Annotated in this window: 18 protein-coding genes; all 18 read left to right on the top strand. The window is 59.8% G+C overall.

Annotation, left to right across the window (positions count from 1 at the left end):
• Positions 1–208 precede the first annotated feature (208 nt).
• The 18 genes from fliE to flhB all read left to right on the top strand — a co-directional run bounded on the left by fliE (position 209) and on the right by flhB (position 16203).
• Positions 209–541 (top strand): flagellar hook-basal body complex protein FliE, encoded by a 333-nt coding sequence (gene fliE / locus ACWKWM_RS10435; RefSeq protein WP_483846079.1) that lies wholly within the window; start codon positions 209–211, stop codon positions 539–541.
• Positions 542–555: 14 nt separating this feature from the next.
• Positions 556–2334: a flagellar basal-body MS-ring/collar protein FliF gene (gene fliF, locus ACWKWM_RS10430; RefSeq protein WP_483846078.1), complete on the top strand. Its 1779-nt coding sequence runs from the start codon at positions 556–558 to the stop codon at positions 2332–2334.
• Positions 2327–3346: a flagellar motor switch protein FliG gene (gene fliG, locus ACWKWM_RS10425; RefSeq protein WP_483837432.1), complete on the top strand. Its 1020-nt coding sequence runs from the start codon at positions 2327–2329 to the stop codon at positions 3344–3346. The genes fliF and fliG overlap by 8 nt, the downstream gene beginning before the upstream one ends.
• Before the next feature lie 18 nt (positions 3347–3364).
• Positions 3365–4177: a flagellar assembly protein FliH gene (fliH, locus tag ACWKWM_RS10420; RefSeq protein WP_483846077.1), complete on the top strand. Its 813-nt coding sequence runs from the start codon at positions 3365–3367 to the stop codon at positions 4175–4177.
• The gene (fliI, locus tag ACWKWM_RS10415; RefSeq protein WP_483846076.1) at positions 4167–5525 is read left to right on the top strand and encodes a flagellar protein export ATPase FliI; all 1359 of its coding nucleotides are present in this window, start codon (positions 4167–4169) and stop codon (positions 5523–5525) included. The genes fliH and fliI overlap by 11 nt, the downstream gene beginning before the upstream one ends.
• A 6-nt stretch (positions 5526–5531) precedes the next feature.
• Positions 5532–5981 carry a flagellar export protein FliJ gene (fliJ, locus tag ACWKWM_RS10410; RefSeq protein ID WP_483846075.1) on the top strand — a complete coding sequence of 150 codons (450 nt, stop codon included), beginning with the start codon at positions 5532–5534 and terminating at the stop codon, positions 5979–5981.
• A gap of 569 nt (positions 5982–6550) precedes the next feature.
• A complete protein-coding gene (locus tag ACWKWM_RS10405; protein ID WP_483846074.1) occupies positions 6551–6853 on the top strand; it encodes an STAS domain-containing protein in 303 nt (100 codons plus the stop codon).
• A gap of 3 nt (positions 6854–6856) precedes the next feature.
• Entirely contained in the window at positions 6857–8563 is a 1707-nt protein-coding gene (locus ACWKWM_RS10400; RefSeq protein WP_483846073.1) for an ATP-binding SpoIIE family protein phosphatase, read from the top strand.
• An 81-nt stretch (positions 8564–8644) separates the two neighbouring features.
• Positions 8645–8998, top strand: a complete 354-nt coding sequence (locus tag ACWKWM_RS10395) for an Hpt domain-containing protein (RefSeq protein WP_483846266.1) — start codon at positions 8645–8647, stop codon at positions 8996–8998.
• A gap of 87 nt (positions 8999–9085) precedes the next feature.
• Positions 9086–10480, top strand: a complete 1395-nt coding sequence (locus tag ACWKWM_RS10390) for a flagellar hook-length control protein FliK (RefSeq protein ID WP_483846072.1) — start codon at positions 9086–9088, stop codon at positions 10478–10480.
• Between the two features lie 181 nt (positions 10481–10661).
• Positions 10662–11171 carry a flagellar basal body-associated protein FliL gene (gene fliL, locus ACWKWM_RS10385; RefSeq protein ID WP_483846071.1) on the top strand — a complete coding sequence of 170 codons (510 nt, stop codon included), beginning with the start codon at positions 10662–10664 and terminating at the stop codon, positions 11169–11171.
• Between the two features lie 9 nt (positions 11172–11180).
• Positions 11181–12149 carry a flagellar motor switch protein FliM gene (gene fliM / locus ACWKWM_RS10380; protein ID WP_483837440.1) on the top strand — a complete coding sequence of 323 codons (969 nt, stop codon included), beginning with the start codon at positions 11181–11183 and terminating at the stop codon, positions 12147–12149.
• A 73-nt stretch (positions 12150–12222) separates the two neighbouring features.
• Positions 12223–12687 (top strand): flagellar motor switch protein FliN, encoded by a 465-nt coding sequence (fliN, locus tag ACWKWM_RS10375; protein WP_483846070.1) that lies wholly within the window; start codon positions 12223–12225, stop codon positions 12685–12687.
• A complete protein-coding gene (fliO, locus tag ACWKWM_RS10370) occupies positions 12688–13203 on the top strand; it encodes a flagellar biosynthetic protein FliO (protein WP_483846069.1) in 516 nt (171 codons plus the stop codon).
• 28 nt (positions 13204–13231) lie between these two features.
• Positions 13232–13975, top strand: a complete 744-nt coding sequence (gene fliP, locus ACWKWM_RS10365) for a flagellar type III secretion system pore protein FliP (RefSeq protein WP_483837443.1) — start codon at positions 13232–13234, stop codon at positions 13973–13975.
• Positions 13976–14000: 25 nt separating this feature from the next.
• Positions 14001–14270 (top strand): flagellar biosynthesis protein FliQ, encoded by a 270-nt coding sequence (gene fliQ / locus ACWKWM_RS10360; RefSeq protein ID WP_483837444.1) that lies wholly within the window; start codon positions 14001–14003, stop codon positions 14268–14270.
• A gap of 6 nt (positions 14271–14276) precedes the next feature.
• Complete coding sequence (gene fliR, locus ACWKWM_RS10355) at positions 14277–15062, top strand: flagellar biosynthetic protein FliR (RefSeq protein ID WP_483846265.1); 786 nt, start codon at positions 14277–14279, stop codon at positions 15060–15062.
• 1 nt (position 15063) lies between these two features.
• A complete protein-coding gene (gene flhB / locus ACWKWM_RS10350) occupies positions 15064–16203 on the top strand; it encodes a flagellar biosynthesis protein FlhB (RefSeq protein WP_483846068.1) in 1140 nt (379 codons plus the stop codon).
• Positions 16204–17306: the final 1103 nt, after the last annotated feature.

Raw genomic sequence — 17306 nt, 5'->3', positions numbered from 1 at the left:
AGGTGCGCTGGATGTACCGACCCCTTCGCGGACAGGTCCGCTCCCACGGGGTTTGCGTCAACCTTCAAACATCCGCTTTTGTACCGTTCCCAATACTTTCCTGTAGATGTGTCGATGTGCCACTACTGGGCTGGCACCCTTGTTGCTATGACATGGATAACCGCTGAATCAGTGTCAAAAATTTGCGGGTCCTTTGAGAGAGATGTCCATGAGCCAAGGTGTCGAATTTAATCGCTTGATGTTGGACATGCGTTCCATGCAGATGGACGCGATGGCCATGCCCAAGGTTGCGCAAGCGCCGGAAGTCGGCGCGAGCACAAGCAGCTTTGCCGACATGCTGGGCATGGCCGTGAACAAGGTCAACGATACCCAACAAGCCTCAAACCAACTGTCGAGCGCATTTGAGATGGGCAAGAGCGGCGTGGATCTCACCGACGTGATGATCTCCTCGCAAAAAGCCAGCGTCTCGTTCCAGGCGCTGACACAGGTACGCAACAAGCTGGTTCAGGCGTACCAAGACATCATGCAAATGCCGGTTTGAGGACAATTTAAGTCATGGCTGAAGCCGCCGTCGATAACGTGCCTGCAAAAGCGGGCGCGACAGGAACCAAGCCTCCGGTGTTCGGGTTGGCCTTCCTGCAAAATCTTTCCGAGATGACCATGCTGCGTCAGGTCGGCCTCATGGTCGGTCTGGCTGCGAGCGTGGCGATTGGTTTTGCCGTGGTGCTTTGGTCGCAACAACCCGATTACCGGCCTCTTTACGGCAGCCTGTCGGGGATGGACACCAAGCAGATCATGGACACGTTGGCCCAAGCCGACATTCCGTACACCGTCGAGCCAAACTCCGGTGCACTGCTGGTTAAGGCCGATGATTTGTCGCGAGCGCGCATCAAACTGGCCGGTGCCGGAATCGCGCAGAATGACGGCAACGTCGGTTTTGAAATCCTCGATAAGGACCAAGGCCTGGGTACCAGCCAGTTCATGGAAGCCACGCGTTATCGCCGTGGTCTGGAAGGCGAACTGGCGCGCACCATTTCCAGCTTGAACAACGTCAAGGGCGCTCGCGTTCATTTGGCGATTCCGAAAAGCTCGGTGTTCGTACGTGACGAACGCAAGCCAAGCGCTTCGATTCTGGTTGAGCTGTACGCCGGCCGTACCCTTGAGCCGAGCCAGGTGCTGGCGATCGTCAATCTGGTGGCGACCAGCGTTCCTGAACTGAGCAAATCGCAGATCACCGTCGTCGACCAGAAGGGCACCCTGCTGTCGGACATGGGCGAGAACTCTGAGCTGAGCATGGCCGGCAAGCAGTTCGATTACACCCGCCGCATGGAAGGCATGTTGACTCAGCGCGTGCAGAACATCCTGCAGCCAGTGCTCGGCAACGACCGCTATAAAGCCGAAGTTTCGGCGGACGTGGATTTCAGTGCGGTGGAGTCCACCGCAGAAAGCTTCAACCCTGACCAGCCTGCACTGCGCAGCGAGCAATCGGTCAACGAACAACGCACCAGCAGCAGCGGTTCTTCGGGCGTACCCGGCGCACTGAGCAACCAGCCGCCAGGTCCGGCCACCGCACCGCAAAACGCAACAGCCGCTGCCGGTGGCGCAGGCGCGATCGCTCCAGGCCAACCTTTGCTGGACGCCAACGGCCAGCAGATCATGGACCCGGCCACCGGTCAGCCGATGCTTGCGCCATACCCGGCCGACAAGCGCGTGCAGTCCACCAAGAACTTCGAGCTCGATCGCTCCATCAGCCACACCAAGCAGCAGCAGGGCCGGATCAATCGTCTGTCGGTTGCCGTGGTGGTGGACGATCAGGTCAAACTCAACCCGGCCAACGGCGAAACCACTACCGTGCCATGGACCACCGATCAACTGGCGCGCTTCACCCGCCTGGTGCAGGACGCCGTCGGTTTCGATGCCAGCCGTGGCGACAGTGTCAGCGTGATCAACGTGCCGTTCTCCACCGAGCGCGGCGAAGTGATCCCGGACATCGCGTTCTACTCGCAGCCGTGGTTCTGGGACATCGTCAAACAAGCCATGGGCGTGCTCTTCATTCTGGTGCTGGTGTTCGGCGTGCTGCGTCCGGTGCTCAACAACATCACCAATCCGAAAAGCAAGCTGGCCGACGGCCGAGACGTTGAGCTGGGCGGGATGGTTGGCCTGGATGGCGAGCTGGCCAACGACCGCGTGAGTCTGGGTGGCCCGCAAAGCATTCTGCTGCCTAGCCCGAGCGAGGGTTATGACGCGCAATTGAACGCAATCAAAAGTCTGGTGGCAGAAGACCCGGGCCGTGTGGCTCAGGTCGTAAAAGAGTGGATCAACGCTGATGAGTGAGAATCGTATGGCTGCGGTCAAGCTGTCCCGGGTCGATAAGGCTGCGATTTTGCTGCTCACCCTCGGTGAAACGGACGCAGCCCAAGTGCTGCGGCACATGGGCCCTAAAGAGGTTCAGCGGGTTGGCGTGGCGATGGCGCAGATGCGCAACGTGCACCGCGAACAGGTTGAGCAGGTGATGAGCGAGTTCGTCGAGGTCGTGGGCGACCAGACCAACGTCGGCGTGGGCTCTGACACCTACATCCGCAAGATGCTGACTCAGGCCTTGGGCGAAGACAAAGCCAATGGCCTGATCGACCGCATTCTGCTGGGCGGCAACACCAGCGGCCTGGACAGCCTGAAATGGATGGAGCCGCGCGCCGTGGCTGACGTCATCCGTTTCGAGCACCCACAGATTCAAGCGATCGTGGTGGCTTATCTGGATGCCGACCAGGCCGGTGAAGTGCTCGGTCATTTCGATCACAAAGTGCGCCTGGACATCATCCTGCGCGTCTCGTCGTTGAACACCGTGCAACCGGCAGCGCTGAAAGAGCTCAACCAGATCCTCGAGAAGCAGTTCTCGGGCAACGCCAATACTTCGCGTACCAACCTTGGCGGTATCAAGCGCGCGGCCGACATCATGAACTTCCTCGACAGCTCCATGGAAGGCCAGCTCATGGACTCGATCCGCGAAGTGGACGAAGATCTGTCCACGCAGATCGAAGACCTCATGTTCGTATTCAACAACCTGTCCGATGTCGATGATCGGGGCATCCAGGCGTTGCTGCGCGAAGTGTCCTCGGACGTGCTGGTGCTTGCGCTCAAGGGTTCGGACGAGGCAATCAAGGAAAAGATTTTCAAAAACATGTCCAAGCGTGCCGCCGAATTGCTGCGCGACGATCTGGAGGCCAAAGGTCCGGTTCGCGTCAGCGATGTGGAAACCGCCCAGAAAGAAATCCTCACCATCGCGCGCCGTATGGCCGAAGCCGGGGAAATCGTTCTCGGCGGCAAGGGTGGCGAGGAAATGATCTAAAGATTGAAGGTGCCGTAGATGTTCAGCTCCGATAAAGAAGCACCCAGTGAGCTCATCCGCGCCAAGGATGTGAGCGGTCTCGATGTCTGGTCCTTGCCCAGTTTCGATCCCCACGTGGAAACCCCCGAGCCTGAGCCGGTGGTTGAACCCGAACCGATCGAAAGCGAAGAAGTGCCGCTCGAAGAAGTCCAGCCGTTGACGCTCGAGGAATTGGAAAGCATCCGTCAGGACGCCTACAACGAAGGTTTTGCCATCGGCGAGAAAGACGGTTTCCACGGCGCGCAACTCAAGGTGCGCCAGGAAGCCGAGGTTGCGCTGGCCGCCAAGCTGAGCAGTCTGGAACAGCTCATGACTCATTTGCTTGAGCCCATTGCCGAGCAGGACGCGACGATCGAGAAAGCGATGATCGAGCTGGTGGAGCACGTTGCTCGCCAAGTGATTCAGCGCGAGCTGGCGACCGATTCCAGTCAGATCGGCAGTGTGTTGCGCGACGCCCTGAAGCTGTTGCCGATGGGCGCCAATAACGTGCGCATTCTGCTTAATCCCAAGGATTTCGAGCAGATCAAAACCCTGCGTGAGCGCCATGAAGAAACCTGGCGCATTCTCGAAGACGACACGCTGTTGCCCGGTGGTTGCCGGGTTGAGAGCGAGCACAGCCGGATCGACGCGACAGTCGAGAGTCGCATCAGCCTGGCCATCGGTAAAATGTTCGATCAACTGCATGAGCAGGCGTTGCACCCCGCACCCCCGGACGTCACGGTGGAACTGGAAGCGGCGATTCAAAGCGCGGAAAAAACCATGTACCCGCTCGGTGCCTCAGATGCGTCTTGAGCGCACCAGCTTCGCCAAGCGCCTGAGCACTTACGCCGAAGCCATTTCCCTGCCGCTGCAAGCGACTGTCGAAGGTCGGCTGCTGCGCATGGTCGGCCTGACCCTCGAAGCCGAGGGGCTGCGCGCTGCCATGGGCAGCCGCTGCGTGGTGATCAACGACGACAGCCACCAGCCGGTGGAAGTCGAAGCCGAAGTCATGGGCTTTTCCGGCAGTAAAGTATTTTTGATGCCGGTGGGCAGCGTGGCCGGGATTGCGCCGGGCGCGCGCGTTGTGCCGTTGCCCGACACCGGCCGGCTGCCCATGGGCATGACCATGCTCGGACGGGTGCTCGATGGCGCCGGTCGTCCGCTGGACGGCAAAGGCGGTATGAAAGCCGAAGACTGGGTGCCGCTGGACGGTCCCACGATAAACCCACTCAAACGTAACCCCATCAGCCAACCGCTCGACGTCGGTATTCGTTCCATCAACGGCCTGTTGACGGTCGGGCGCGGTCAGCGTCTGGGTTTGTTCGCCGGTACAGGGGTGGGCAAGAGCGTGCTGCTGGGGATGATGACGCGCTTCACCGAGGCCGACATCATCGTCGTGGGGCTGATTGGCGAGCGGGGTCGTGAGGTCAAGGAATTCATCGAGCACAGTCTCGGCGAAGAAGGCCTCAAGCGCTCTGTGGTCGTGGCCTCGCCTGCGGATGACGCGCCGTTGATGCGTCTGCGCGCGGCCATGTACTGCACGCGGATCGCCGAATATTTTCGCGACAAGGGCAAGAACGTCCTGTTGCTGATGGACTCACTCACACGTTTCGCCCAGGCCCAGCGGGAAATCGCCCTGGCCATCGGCGAACCGCCAGCGACCAAGGGTTATCCCCCGTCAGTGTTCGCCAAGCTGCCCAAGCTTGTTGAGCGCGCCGGTAATGCCGAGGCGGGCGGTGGTTCGATCACCGCGTTCTATACCGTTTTGTCCGAAGGCGATGATCAACAGGACCCGATTGCCGACTCCGCGCGAGGGGTGCTCGACGGTCACATCGTATTGTCCCGGCGTCTGGCAGAAGAGGGCCATTACCCGGCCATCGACATCGAAGCTTCCATCAGCCGGGTCATGCCGTCGGTGGTTGACCCGATGCATATGGGCCAGGCGCAGCAATTCAAACAGCTGTGGTCGCGGTATCAGCAGGCGCGGGATTTGATCAGCGTGGGTGCCTATGTAGCGGGCGGTGATCGTGAGACCGACATGGCGATTGCCCTGCAACCGCAACTGGTGAAATACCTGCGTCAGGGCCTCAACGAGAACCAGAGCATGCAGACCAGCGGCGAGCAGTTGGCCGGTATTTTCAATCCAGCGGCGAGTGGCTGATAACCCATGGCGCAGAGTCGCGCAGCGCGTCTGACACCCGTGGTCGATATGGCCGAGAGCGCTGAGCGTGCGGCGGCTCAGCGTCTGGGGCATTTTCAGGGTCAGGTGCGGCTGGCGGAAGCCAAGCTTGGCGAGCTGGAAAAATTTCGCCTCGATTATCAGCAGCAGTGGATTGATAAAGGCGCCCATGGCGTTTCCGGCCAGTGGCTAATGAACTACCAGCGCTTTCTCAATCAGCTGGAAACGGCGGTCAGTCAGCAGCGACAGAGCCTGACCTGGCATCAGCAGAATCTGGAAAAGGCCCGCGGCGTCTGGCAAAAGGCCTACGCCCGGGTCGAGGGCTTGCGCAAACTGGTGCAACGCTACATCGATGAAGCCCGCGCACTGGAAGACAAGCGCGAGCAAAAGCTGCTGGACGAACTGTCACAGCGTCTGCCGCGCAATGAGCAGTATTGACCTCCGGCCCGTGGGAGCGGACCTGTCCGCGAAAGCGATGTACCTGCCGATGAAAATGGGTGGAATCTACCGGCTCCTTCGCGGACAGGTCCGCTCCCACAGGGTTAATGCCGGATCCAGAACTTAAGCTGAACAAAGGCCCCCACGGACTTAGTGCCAGACCCAGAACTTGAGCTGAATCACAGTCCCCCACGGACTTAGTGCCAGACCCAGAACTTGAGCTGAATCACAGTCTCTCGTGGGAGCGGACCTGTCCGCGAAGGCTGATTGTCAGGCGACAGATTATTAATTGACTGTACGGGCCTCTTCGCGGACAGGTCCGCTCCCACAGGGTTAATGCCAGATCCAGAGCTTAAGCTGAACAAAGGCCCCCACGGACTTAGTGCCAGACCCAGAACTTGCGCTGAACAAAGGCCCCCACAGGGTCAGTGCCAGATCTAGGACTTAAGCTGAAACAGAGGCTCCCACAGGTTTTGAGTGAGTGTCACCAAAGCTTCTATTGCCGCGCATTCAAACCCCTGCTACACCTGTAAGCGTCTGACGCTGACTCATCTAAAAGGATTCGCTTTATGTCAGTAACCGCCGAACGCTCCGAAGACGGGCAGCAATTGACCATCAAGATTCGGGGGCGCTTCGATTTTGCTGCGCATCAGGGTTTTCGCAGTGCCTACGAAGAATCCACAGGCATCAGCCGTTTCATCGTCGATCTTCAGGGCGCCAGTTATCTGGACAGCTCAGCGCTAGGCATGCTGCTGCTATTGCGCGATCACGCCGGTGGCGAACGCGCCGATGTACGCCTGATCAACTGCAACGATGACGTCCTCAAAATTCTCGCCATTTCCAACTTCAACAAACTGTTCAACATAGGCTGATCGGTGAATCCTGCTCCCGAGCGGCTGTGCATTCTCATTGCCGATGACAACGCCGCCGACCGTTTGCTGCTTTCGGCCATTGTTAGCCGTCAGGGGCACACGGTACTCAGCGCCAGCAACGGCGCCGAAGCGGTCGAGTTGTTTGAGGCGCAGCGTCCGCAACTGGTCTTGATGGACGCCATGATGCCGGTCATGGACGGCTTCGAAGCGGCGCGCCAGATCAAGCAAATGGCTGGCGAGTCACTGGTGCCGATCATCTTTCTGACCTCGCTCACCGAAGGCGAGGCGTTGGCCCGATGCCTGGACGCCGGCGGCGACGATTTCATCGCCAAGCCCTACAACCAGGTGGTGCTTGCAGCCAAGATCAATGCCATGAATCGCCTGCGGCTGCTGCAGGAAACCGTGCTGCGCCAGCGTGACCTGATCGCCCGGCATCATGAATATCTGCTCAACGAACAGCGTGTGGCCAAGGCCGTGTTTGACCAGGTGGCGCATTCCGGCTGCCTGTCCGCTCCCAATATTCGCTATCTGCAATCGCCGTACGCGTTGTTCAACGGCGACTTGTTACTTGCGGCCTGGACGCCCACCGGCAACATGCATGTGCTGCTGGGAGATTTCACCGGTCACGGCCTGCCGGCTGCGGTGGGCGCGATGCCGCTGGCAGAAGTCTTTTACGGCATGACCGCCAAGGGCTATGGCTTGCCGGAAACCCTGCGCGAGATGAACGCCAAGCTCAAACGCATCCTGCCCATTGATATGTTCTGCTGCGCCGCGTTGCTCAGCGTCAATTTCAACCAGCAGTTGGTGGAAGTGTGGAACGGCGGCCTGCCCGACGGCTATCTGTTGCATGGCGATGGGCGAGCGCATACGCCGCTGGTGTCTGACCACTTGCCACTGGGTGTGTTGAGTGCGGCGAGTTTCGATGACATCACCACGGTCCATCCCTTCGCCCATGGCGACCGGATTTTCCTGTTGTCTGATGGCGTGGTCGACAGCAGCGATAATGACGGGCAGTTGTTTGGCATGGAGCGCTTGCAGCAGGTGTTCGTTGCCAATCGTCAGCCCGAGCGGCTTATTGAAGAAGTGCAGTGGGCCGTCACGCGTTTTCGTGGCAAGGCCCGCGACGATGTCAGCATGGTTGAGGTGGCGTTCATCGAGCCCGAATTGATCGGGCCTCAAGCAGTGATTTATTCGGACAGCGGCGCATCGAGCCCGCTGGACTGGTCGGCGAGCTTCGAATTTCGTGCCTCCACGCTCAAACGCTTCTACCCGCTGCCTTACGTGTTGCAGTTGCTGCAGGAAGTCCATGGGCTGCGCATGCAAAGCAGTGCGCTCTATATCGTGTTGTCCGAGCTGTACAGCAATGCGCTGGAACACGGCGTGCTGGGGCTCGATTCGTCGCTCAAGCGTGATGCCGAAGGTTTTGCGCTGTATTACCGGCAACGGGGGGAGCGGCTCGATAAGCTGGAGTCCGGTTTCATCCGCTTGCATTTGCAGGTGGTGCCGCAAGGCAGTGGCGGGCGCCTGACCGTTCGGGTCGAAGACAGCGGCGCAGGATTTGACCCCGAACACGTGCTGTCCCGGCCGCCTGCGGTGGACGAATTGTCCGGTCGCGGCTTATCGCTGGTGCAGCGCCTGAGCAACCAATGCAGGTGGTCGTCGGACGGGCGTACCGCGTGTGTGGAGTTTGCCTGGGAGGGTCTGGCATAATCCTGCGATTCTTGATCAAGGAGTGAACAAGTGTCGGATATTCATCTGGACGACAGCGTCCTCAATACTCTGCGCGACGTCATGGAAGATGAATACCCGACGTTGCTGGAAGTTTTCCTCAAGGACTCCGATGAGCGCATTCACGCGCTGCATCAATGGGTCAGCCCACACGACGCGGGCGCAGATCCCCCTCAATTAGATCACCTCGATCTCAAAGCTTTGGGCATGACCGCCCACAGCTTCAAAGGCAGCAGCAGCAACATGGGCGCCGTGCAACTGGCCGACCTGTGTCGCCAGCTCGAAGAACTGGCTCGCAGCGCTGACCCCATTCCCCCGTTGTCGCTTCTCCAGCTGACTCAACGGATCGACCACGAATACCAACTGGTGCGCCGTCTTTTCGATGCCGAGCTGCAGCTGTTGGCCGTTCGCCATTGATTTGCTGAACAGGTCGCCACAGTTGCCGGCAAAGCTGGCCCGGCAATTGCTATGTCTCCTGGCAATCGTGCTTTTGCGGAGATCATCATGGCCCTTGCCACCAACCCATTACTTCAGGCTCTGACGACGGCCAAAGCCCAGAAAGCCAGTGCCAGCCAATCGGCCAAGGCTCCGGACCCCGTCAAGAGCAACGCTTCCAGCTTTTCCGACGTCTACGCCAAGCAGGCCAGCGTCAAGGCTGCGAACGTCGATAACAGCCCGGCCAAGCCCTCCGCCGCCAAATCTTCGGCAGCCGAGCACAAGCCTGCCGCCAGTGAAACGTCTGCCGCCCACGACAAGACAGTGGCCGATAGCGGCAAAACGTTGCCTGACAAGGCAGTCGCCGGCAGTGCCGAGAAGGACACTGATAACAGCAAGGCTGATAAAGACGACGACGCCGACAGCCCGGCGGATCAGACCTTGGCCGACGCCTCGGTGAGCGATCCGACGCAGGTTGACACAGTCGTGCCGCCCCCGGCAGAGCCCGTTGCGGCAGTCACCGATGCAGCCCCTGCGCCGGTGGACCCTGCGTTGCTCGCGGGTACGTTTGCGCAAGCCGCGCCGGTGTCCGGGGAGGATGCGCCCGCCGAAGATCCGACGTTTGACCCTCACGCCGATCCTCTGGCCGGCCTGACGGCGGTGCAGGTTGCGCTGGATAACAAGGCCCAGCAGAGCGCTCAGAACAGCAAGACCGCCGCCGACGCCGGCAAGACCGGTAAAGCCGACGCGGCCAATGCCGATCCTGCCCAGGCGCTTGCCGGAAATCTGGCGGCATTGGGCGATCAGCAGGTCGATAAGGACGGCACGCCCAGTGGTGACGACAAAGCCTTCAGCGGTTTGATTGCCGACGGCCTAAAGGATGTAAAGGGCGCGGCGGGCGATACCCGAATCGATAACTTCGCGGACCGTCTGGCGGCGTTGTCTCAAGCGGCCCAGGTCAAAACCACCGCAGCGCCAACCGCGCCGTTGCTCAATCAGCCGCTGGCGATGAACCAGAGCGGCTGGACCGAAGGCGTGGTCAACCGCGTGATGTACCTCTCGAGCATGAACCTCAAGCAGGCCGATATTCAGCTGGAACCGGCCGAGCTCGGTCGTCTGGACATCCGCGTCAATATGGCGGCGGACCAGCAGACCCAAGTCACCTTCATGAGCGCCCACGTCGGCGTGCGTGATGCGCTGGAAAGCCAGATGGCCCGGCTGCGTGATTCATTCACTCAGCAGGGCATGGGGCAGGTGGACGTCAACGTGTCCGATCAGTCCCGCGGCTGGCAGCAGCAGGCGCAACAGCAGCAGTCCGGCGATAACGCCCGTGGCAGCAATGGCACCGGTCGCAGCGGTGGGGTGGACGGGATTGCCGACGGCTCGCCCGCTGACTCAGCGGCCGTCGCAGCCAGCCAGCCGTTGACCGTGATCGGCTCCAGCGCGGTCGACTACTACGCCTGATCGACACCGGCCTATTGTAGGAGCGCGCTTGCCCGCGAAGAGGCCCATCAATGCGATACATCTCCAGTGCTTGCCTGATCTTCATCGCGGGCAAGCGCGCTGCTACAGCCTTTCTGGCACAACCCTTGCTCTCCCTCTGTCACGTAACATCGAACCCCTGGAATAGTGACGGATTATTGGCATGGCGAAGAGTGACGACGCAGCAGTGGTAGACCCCGCGAAAAAAGGCAAGCTCAAGCTTATTCTTATCGTGGTTGCGGGCGTGCTGCTGGTGATCGGTTTGTCCGTGGGTGCAACCTGGTTCTTCATGCACAAGGCCCAGAGCAAGCCCGACGAGGCTGCTGTGGCCGCTGCCGCTGCCAATACCAAGAAGGAAGCGATCTTCGAACCGCTCACCCCCGCCTTCGTGGTGAACTACAACGTCAACGGTCGCCAACGCTACATGCAGGTCAGCATCACGATGCTGGCGCGTGACAAAGCCGACCTTGAAGCGCTCAAGGTTCACATGCCGGTCATCCGCAATAATCTGGTGATGATGTTCTCAGGCCAACCCTTCGATACCATTGCGACGCCGGTGGGCATGGAAATGCTGCGCCAGAAGGCCACCGCCAGCGTCCAGGAAGTGGCGCAGAAAGAACTCGGCAAGACTGTAATCGATCAGCTGCTTTTCACTAACTTCGTATTGCAGTAGGACCACGACATGGCCGTGCAAGACCTGCTGTCCCAGGATGAGATCGACGCGCTGTTGCACGGCGTGGACGATGGTCTGGTGCAGACCGAAAGTATCTCCGAGCCTGGCAGCGTCAAAAGTTACGACCTGACCAGCCAGGACCGGATCGTGCGTGGGCGCATGCCGACCCTGGAAATGATCAACGAACGCTTCGCCCGCTACACCCGTATCAGCATGTTCAACCTGCTGCGCCGCTCGGCGGACGTGGCGGTGGGCGGCGTGCAGGTGATGAAGTTCGGCGAGTACGTGCATTCCCTGTACGTGCCGACCAGCCTCAACCTGGTCAAGATCAAACCGCTGCGCGGCACTGCGTTGTTCATCCTCGACGCCAAACTGGTGTTCAAGCTGGTGGACAACTTCTTCGGTGGCGACGGCCGCCACGCCAAGATCGAAGGCCGCGAATTTACCCCGACCGAATTGCGCGTGGTCCGCATCGTGCTCGATCAGGCCTTTATCGATCTGAAGGAAGCCTGGCAGGCGATCATGGAAGTCAATTTCGAGTACATCAACTCGGAAGTGAACCCGGCCATGGCCAACATCGTCGGCCCCAGTGAAGCGATTGTAGTGTCCACGTTCCACATCGAACTCGATGGCGGTGGCGGCGACCTGCACGTGACCATGCCGTATTCGATGATCGAGCCGGTGCGTGAAATGCTCGACGCCGGTTTCCAGTCCGACATCGACGATCAGGACGAACGCTGGGTCAACGCTCTCAAGCAAGACGTGCTCGATGTGTCGGTGCCGCTGAACGCGACGGTCGCACGTCGTCAGCTCAAATTGCGCGACATCCTGCACATGCAGCCCGGTGACGTGATCCCTGTGGATTTGCCGGAGGATATGGTCATGCGCGCCAATGGCGTACCGACCTTCAAGGTCAAGCTGGGTTCGCACAAGGGCAATCTGGCCCTGCAAGTGATCGAACCGATAGAACGACGCTGAGCTGCCGGGCTATAGGGGCAGCGCCAGCGTCAGAATGTAGCGTGTATACGAATCAATGTTCACCGAGGGTTCCATGGCTGATGATAAAGATATGACTTCTGCAGAAGACCAGGCCCTGGCCGATGAGTGGGCCGCAGCGTTGGGCGAATCCAGCGATGCCAGTCAGGATGACATCGACGCACTGCTGGCCGCCGATTCCGGGCGCCCGTCCTCCAGCCGTCTGCCGATGGAAGAGTTCGGCGGTATGCCGAAAAACAACGGCCCGGTGACGCTCGACGGCCCGAACCTGGACGTGATCCTGGACATCCCCGTGTCGATTTCCATGGAAGTGGGCAGCACCGACATCAATATCCGCAATCTGCTGCAGCTCAACCAGGGCTCGGTGATCGAGCTGGATCGACTGGCCGGTGAGCCGCTGGACGTGTTGGTCAACGGCACGCTGATTGCTCACGGCGAAGTGGTCGTGGTCAACGAAAAGTTCGGCATCCGCCTGACCGACGTGATCAGCCCGAGCGAACGCATCAAGAAGCTGCGCTGAATGGGCCGCTTCAAGAAAGCTTTGTGGGCGTTGCCGATGCTGGCGTTGTCTTGCGGCGTGCTGGCAGCAGATCCCGTGACGCCCGCAGCATCGGCACCTGCGCCTGCCACCCCGGCGCTGACCGCTGCAAACAGCGCCATGAGCAGCGGCATTGGCGGGCAACTGTTGCAGTTGCTGCTGGGGCTGGGGTTGGTGGTCGGTCTGATTTTCGTGCTGGCCTGGCTGATGCGCCGGGTGCAACGCGCGGGGCCTGCGGGCAATCAGGTCATCGAATTGCTCGGCTCGCGGGCGCTCGGCCCGCGGGATCGACTGGTGCTGGTGCAGGTTGGCAACGAGCAGATTCTGCTCGGCGTCACGCCTGGCCGCATCACCCCGTTGCATGTGATGAAAGAGCCGGTGCACGTGCCCGAAAGCCAGTCCACAACGCCCGAATTTGCCCGGCGCCTGATGGAAGCACTTGGCAACAAGGGCGCGAGCAATAAAGACCTGAGCAACAAAGGCACGGGTAACAAGTGAATAGTAGTGTTCAGAAGGATAAGCACTGATGCGCATTGTTTTGACGCTGCTGCTGGTGTTGGCAGCGCCGCTGGCGTTTGGCGCCGACCCATTGTCGATTCCGGCGATTACCCTGGGCACCGGCGCCAACGGCCAGCAGGAATATTCGGTCAGCCTGCAAATCCTGCTGATCATGACGGCGCTGAGTTTCATCCCGGCCTTCGTCATGCTGATGACCAGCTTCACGCGGATCATCATCGTCTTTTCGATTCTGCGTCAGGCCCTTGGCCTGCAACAGACGCCGTCCAACCAGATCCTCACCGGCATGGCGCTGTTCCTGACGATGTTCATCATGGCGCCCGTGTTTGATCGGGTGAATCAGGACGCCTTGCAGCCCTATCTGGCCGAGAAGATGACCGCGCAAGACGCCGTGGCCAAGGCCGAGGTGCCGATCAAGGACTTCATGCTGGCGCAAACGCGCTCCAGCGATCTGGACCTGTTCATGCGCCTGTCCAAGCGCACCGACATCGCCACCCCGGATCAGGCGCCGTTGACGATTCTGGTGCCGGCGTTTGTGACCTCCGAACTCAAGACCGCTTTCCAGATCGGCTTCATGATCTTCATTCCTTTCCTGATCATCGATTTGGTGGTTGCCAGCGTGTTGATGGCGATGGGGATGATGATGCTGTCGCCACTGATCATTTCGCTGCCGTTCAAGATCATGCTGTTCGTGCTGGTGGACGGCTGGGCGCTGATTATCGGTACGCTGGCCGGCAGTTTCGGCGGCGTATGAACCTGTTTATCGAGGAGGGCGCAGCATGACCCCGGAAGTAGCGGTCGATCTGTTTCGTGATGCCTTGTGGCTGACCACCACCATGGTGGCGATTCTCGTGGTGCCGAGCCTGATCGTCGGTCTGCTGGTCTCGATGTTCCAGGCCGCGACGCAGATCAACGAACAAACCTTGAGCTTTCTCCCGCGTCTGCTGGTGATGTTGATCACGCTGATCGTGGTCATGCCGTGGTTGATCCGCACGTTCATGGAGTACATCACCAATTTGTACACCAGCATCCCCCAAGTGATCGGCTGATTGGCGATGGAGCCCGTGCTGGCGCTGACCGACACCCAGATCAGCACCTGGGTCGCGACGTTCATGCTGCCGATGTTTCGCATCGCCGCGTTATTGATGACCATGCCCGCCATCGGGACCGCTTTGGTGCCAGCGCGGGTGCGGTTATACCTGGCCCTGGCGATTACCGTGGTGGTGGCGCCGGCCTTGCCGCCGATGCCAGCGGTGAGTGCGCTTGATCTGAGCGCGCTGCTGTTGATCGCGCAGCAAATCATCATTGGCGCCGCCATGGGGTTATCGCTGCAACTGTTTTTCCAGGCGTTCGTGATTGCTGGGCAGATCGTCGGCATTCAGATGGGCATGGGCTTCGCCTCGATGGTCGACCCGGTCAACGGCGTGTCGGTGGCGGTGATCGGGCAGTTCTTCACCATGCTGGTGACGCTGCTGTTCTTCGCGATGAATGGCCATCTGGTGGTGATCGAAACCTTGATCGAGAGCTTCACCACGCTGCCGGTGGGCGAGGGGTTACTGACCGCCAATCTCTGGCAACTGGTCTTGCGTCTGGGTTGGGTGATGGGCGCGGCGCTGGCGCTGGTTTTGCCTGCTATCACCGCGCTGCTGGTGGTCAACATCGCGATGGGCGTGATGACCCGGGCGGCGCCGCAGCTGAACATTTTCTCGATTGGTTTCCCGCTGACACTGGTGCTGGGGATGGGGATTTTGTGGATCTCCCTCGGCGATATTCTCAACCAGTACCAACCGCTGGCGGTCGACGCCTTGCAGTTGCTACGCGAAATGGTCAGGGCGCGCTGATATGGCCGAAAACGAGAATGGTCAGGACAAAACAGAAGACCCCACGGACAAACGCAAGAAGGACTCCAGAGAAAAGGGCGAGATCGCCCGATCCAAGGAGCTCAACACCGTTGCGATCATGATCGTCGGTGCGGGCGGGCTGTTGGCGTTCGGCGGTTCCATGGCCGAGATGATGATGCAGTTGATGCGCGACAACTTCACCATCACCCGCGAAGCCATCATGGACGAGCGCTCCATGAGCCTGATGCTGATGGCGTCGGGCAAGGCGGCGGTATTGTCGCTTCAACCGCTGTTGATCGCGCTCATGCTGGCCTCGATCATCGGCCCGATTTCCCTCGGTGGCTGGCTGTTCGCGGCAGGTTCCATGGCGCCGAAGTTCAGCCGCATGAACCCGGCAGCAGGCCTTAAACGCATGTTCTCGGCCAAGGCGCTGATTGAGCTGTTGAAGTCCCTGGCCAAGTTTCTGATCGTCCTCGCCGTGGCGATCGTTGTCTTGATGAAGGACAAGGACGACCTTGTTTCCATCGCCCACGAACCGATTGAAATGGCGGTGATTCACAGTTTGCAGATTGTGGGGTGGAGCACGCTGTGGATGGCGTTCGGGCTGGTCATCATCGCGGCGGTAGATGCGCCGGTGCAGTTGTGGGAGGCCCATAAGAAGCTGCTGATGACCAAGCAGGAAGTGCGCGACGAGCATAAGGACAACGAGGGTCGGCCGGAGGTCAAACAGCGGATTCGCCAGTTGCAGCGCGACATGTCGCAGCGACGGATGATGTCGGCCATCCCCGACGCGGACGTGATCATCACCAACCCGACCCACTACGCCGTCGCGCTCAAGTACGACGCGGAGAAGGGTGGGGCGCCGTTGTTGTTGGCCAAGGGCAGTGACTTCCTGGCGTTGAAAATCCGTGAGATCGGCGGACAGCACGGCATCCTCCTTTTGGAATCCCCGGCGCTGGCGCGATCAATCTATTACAGCACCGAACTGGACCAGGAAATCCCGGCGGGGCTGTATCTGGCTGTGGCGCAAGTACTGGCCTACGTCTACCAGATCCGCCAGTACCACGCCGGCCGCGGGAAACGTCCGAATCCGATCGGGGATAACCTGCCGATTCCGCCGGATCTGCGGCGCGATAGTTGATCGTTGGAACAATCACAGCCTTGAGCTGACGATAAGAACGTTTTTGTTGGAGCGAGGCTCACCCGCGAAGCTGCAAACGCGGTGTGTCAAGCACGCCGCATCCCAGCCTCGCTGCTCGTCCACTCATGTAGTAACTGAAGATCAGCGTTCTTGTTGGAGCGAGGCTTGCCCGCGAAGCTGCGAGCGCGGTGTGGCAGGCTCTTCGCATACCGTCGGTGGCAGATGTTTGCGGGATTTTTACTGTGGGCGGTGGGGTGTCGGATGGTGTGTATATCTGTTCCTCAGTTGGCTCCAGCATTGGTTCCGCTTTTACAGCGGATCACGCTATCCCCTGTAGGAGCAATCGGAGGTAACGACGGTCTGGGCCGCATTCGGACGATGCGGTGTGTCGGGTGTACCGGGATTGTGTGCATATCCGTTATCTGGGTTGTTGCTGATATTGGTTCCGCCCTTACGGCGGGTCACTTTTTTTTCGGAAAAAGTAACCAAAACCATTTGCTCCCGGTTTGGCCCGACTTCGTCGGGTTCCCTCACTCCGGCGACGCTCCGTGGGCACGCGCCGAACGGACATCCATGTCCTGACGGCGCTTGGCGGGCGTCCCTGCCCGCCATCCCACTGCGCGCCGCCTGCGTTCGGCCTGCACCCAAGTCGCGATTAGTGGTGTTCTGACGATCGCGAGTGAAGATCAAAAGCGCTTGAACGGACAGAGCGGCGTTCGCGCCGAGTCGACATGTCCTCAGCGCCTTGATCTCTTGTAGGAGTGAGCTTGCTCGCGATGGTTCTTCCAAGCGCAGGAGATGTATCGGATTTGCAACCGTCATCGCGAGCAAGCTCACTCCTACAAAAATTGCATTGAATCCAGACTTGATCATTTCTGCCTATGGTCTCGTAACGCAGTGGGCTGACGCTCCGCGCCGAGTCGATATTCACGCAGCGCCTCGATCCGGTGTAGGAGCGCGCTTGCCCGCGAAAGATCTTTCGGGCGCTAGAAATATATTGCGCAGGCCGTCCTCATCGCGGGCAAGCTGTTGTGGCTCAATATTTATGGACCATGATGTAGGAGTTTCAACTTAAGGAAGCATCATGGGATTTCGGGTTGTTA

It is taken from the genome of Pseudomonas rosaeacicularis (genome assembly GCF_057128745.1).
Note: the sequence above shows the minus strand (reverse complement) of the source record. Positions and strands in the feature narration are given on the sequence as shown.

What these genes read in the sequence shown, in the direction of transcription:
- fliE (WP_483846079.1), top strand. Translation starts at nt 209, where the DNA reads ATGAGCCAAGGTGTCGAATTTAATCGCTTGATGTTGGACATGCGTTCC.
- fliF (WP_483846078.1), top strand. Translation starts at nt 556, where the DNA reads ATGGCTGAAGCCGCCGTCGATAACGTGCCTGCAAAAGCGGGCGCGACA.
- fliG (WP_483837432.1), top strand. Translation starts at nt 2,327, where the DNA reads ATGAGTGAGAATCGTATGGCTGCGGTCAAGCTGTCCCGGGTCGATAAG.
- fliH (WP_483846077.1), top strand. Translation starts at nt 3,365, where the DNA reads ATGTTCAGCTCCGATAAAGAAGCACCCAGTGAGCTCATCCGCGCCAAG.
- fliI (WP_483846076.1), top strand. Translation starts at nt 4,167, where the DNA reads ATGCGTCTTGAGCGCACCAGCTTCGCCAAGCGCCTGAGCACTTACGCC.
- fliJ (WP_483846075.1), top strand. Translation starts at nt 5,532, where the DNA reads ATGGCGCAGAGTCGCGCAGCGCGTCTGACACCCGTGGTCGATATGGCC.
- ACWKWM_RS10405 (WP_483846074.1), top strand. Translation starts at nt 6,551, where the DNA reads ATGTCAGTAACCGCCGAACGCTCCGAAGACGGGCAGCAATTGACCATC.
- ACWKWM_RS10395 (WP_483846266.1), top strand. Translation starts at nt 8,645, where the DNA reads ATGGAAGATGAATACCCGACGTTGCTGGAAGTTTTCCTCAAGGACTCC.
- ACWKWM_RS10390 (WP_483846072.1), top strand. Translation starts at nt 9,086, where the DNA reads ATGGCCCTTGCCACCAACCCATTACTTCAGGCTCTGACGACGGCCAAA.
- fliL (WP_483846071.1), top strand. Translation starts at nt 10,662, where the DNA reads ATGGCGAAGAGTGACGACGCAGCAGTGGTAGACCCCGCGAAAAAAGGC.
- fliM (WP_483837440.1), top strand. Translation starts at nt 11,181, where the DNA reads ATGGCCGTGCAAGACCTGCTGTCCCAGGATGAGATCGACGCGCTGTTG.
- fliN (WP_483846070.1), top strand. Translation starts at nt 12,223, where the DNA reads ATGGCTGATGATAAAGATATGACTTCTGCAGAAGACCAGGCCCTGGCC.
- fliO (WP_483846069.1), top strand. Translation starts at nt 12,688, where the DNA reads ATGGGCCGCTTCAAGAAAGCTTTGTGGGCGTTGCCGATGCTGGCGTTG.
- fliP (WP_483837443.1), top strand. Translation starts at nt 13,232, where the DNA reads ATGCGCATTGTTTTGACGCTGCTGCTGGTGTTGGCAGCGCCGCTGGCG.
- fliQ (WP_483837444.1), top strand. Translation starts at nt 14,001, where the DNA reads ATGACCCCGGAAGTAGCGGTCGATCTGTTTCGTGATGCCTTGTGGCTG.
- fliR (WP_483846265.1), top strand. Translation starts at nt 14,277, where the DNA reads ATGGAGCCCGTGCTGGCGCTGACCGACACCCAGATCAGCACCTGGGTC.
- flhB (WP_483846068.1), top strand. Translation starts at nt 15,064, where the DNA reads ATGGCCGAAAACGAGAATGGTCAGGACAAAACAGAAGACCCCACGGAC.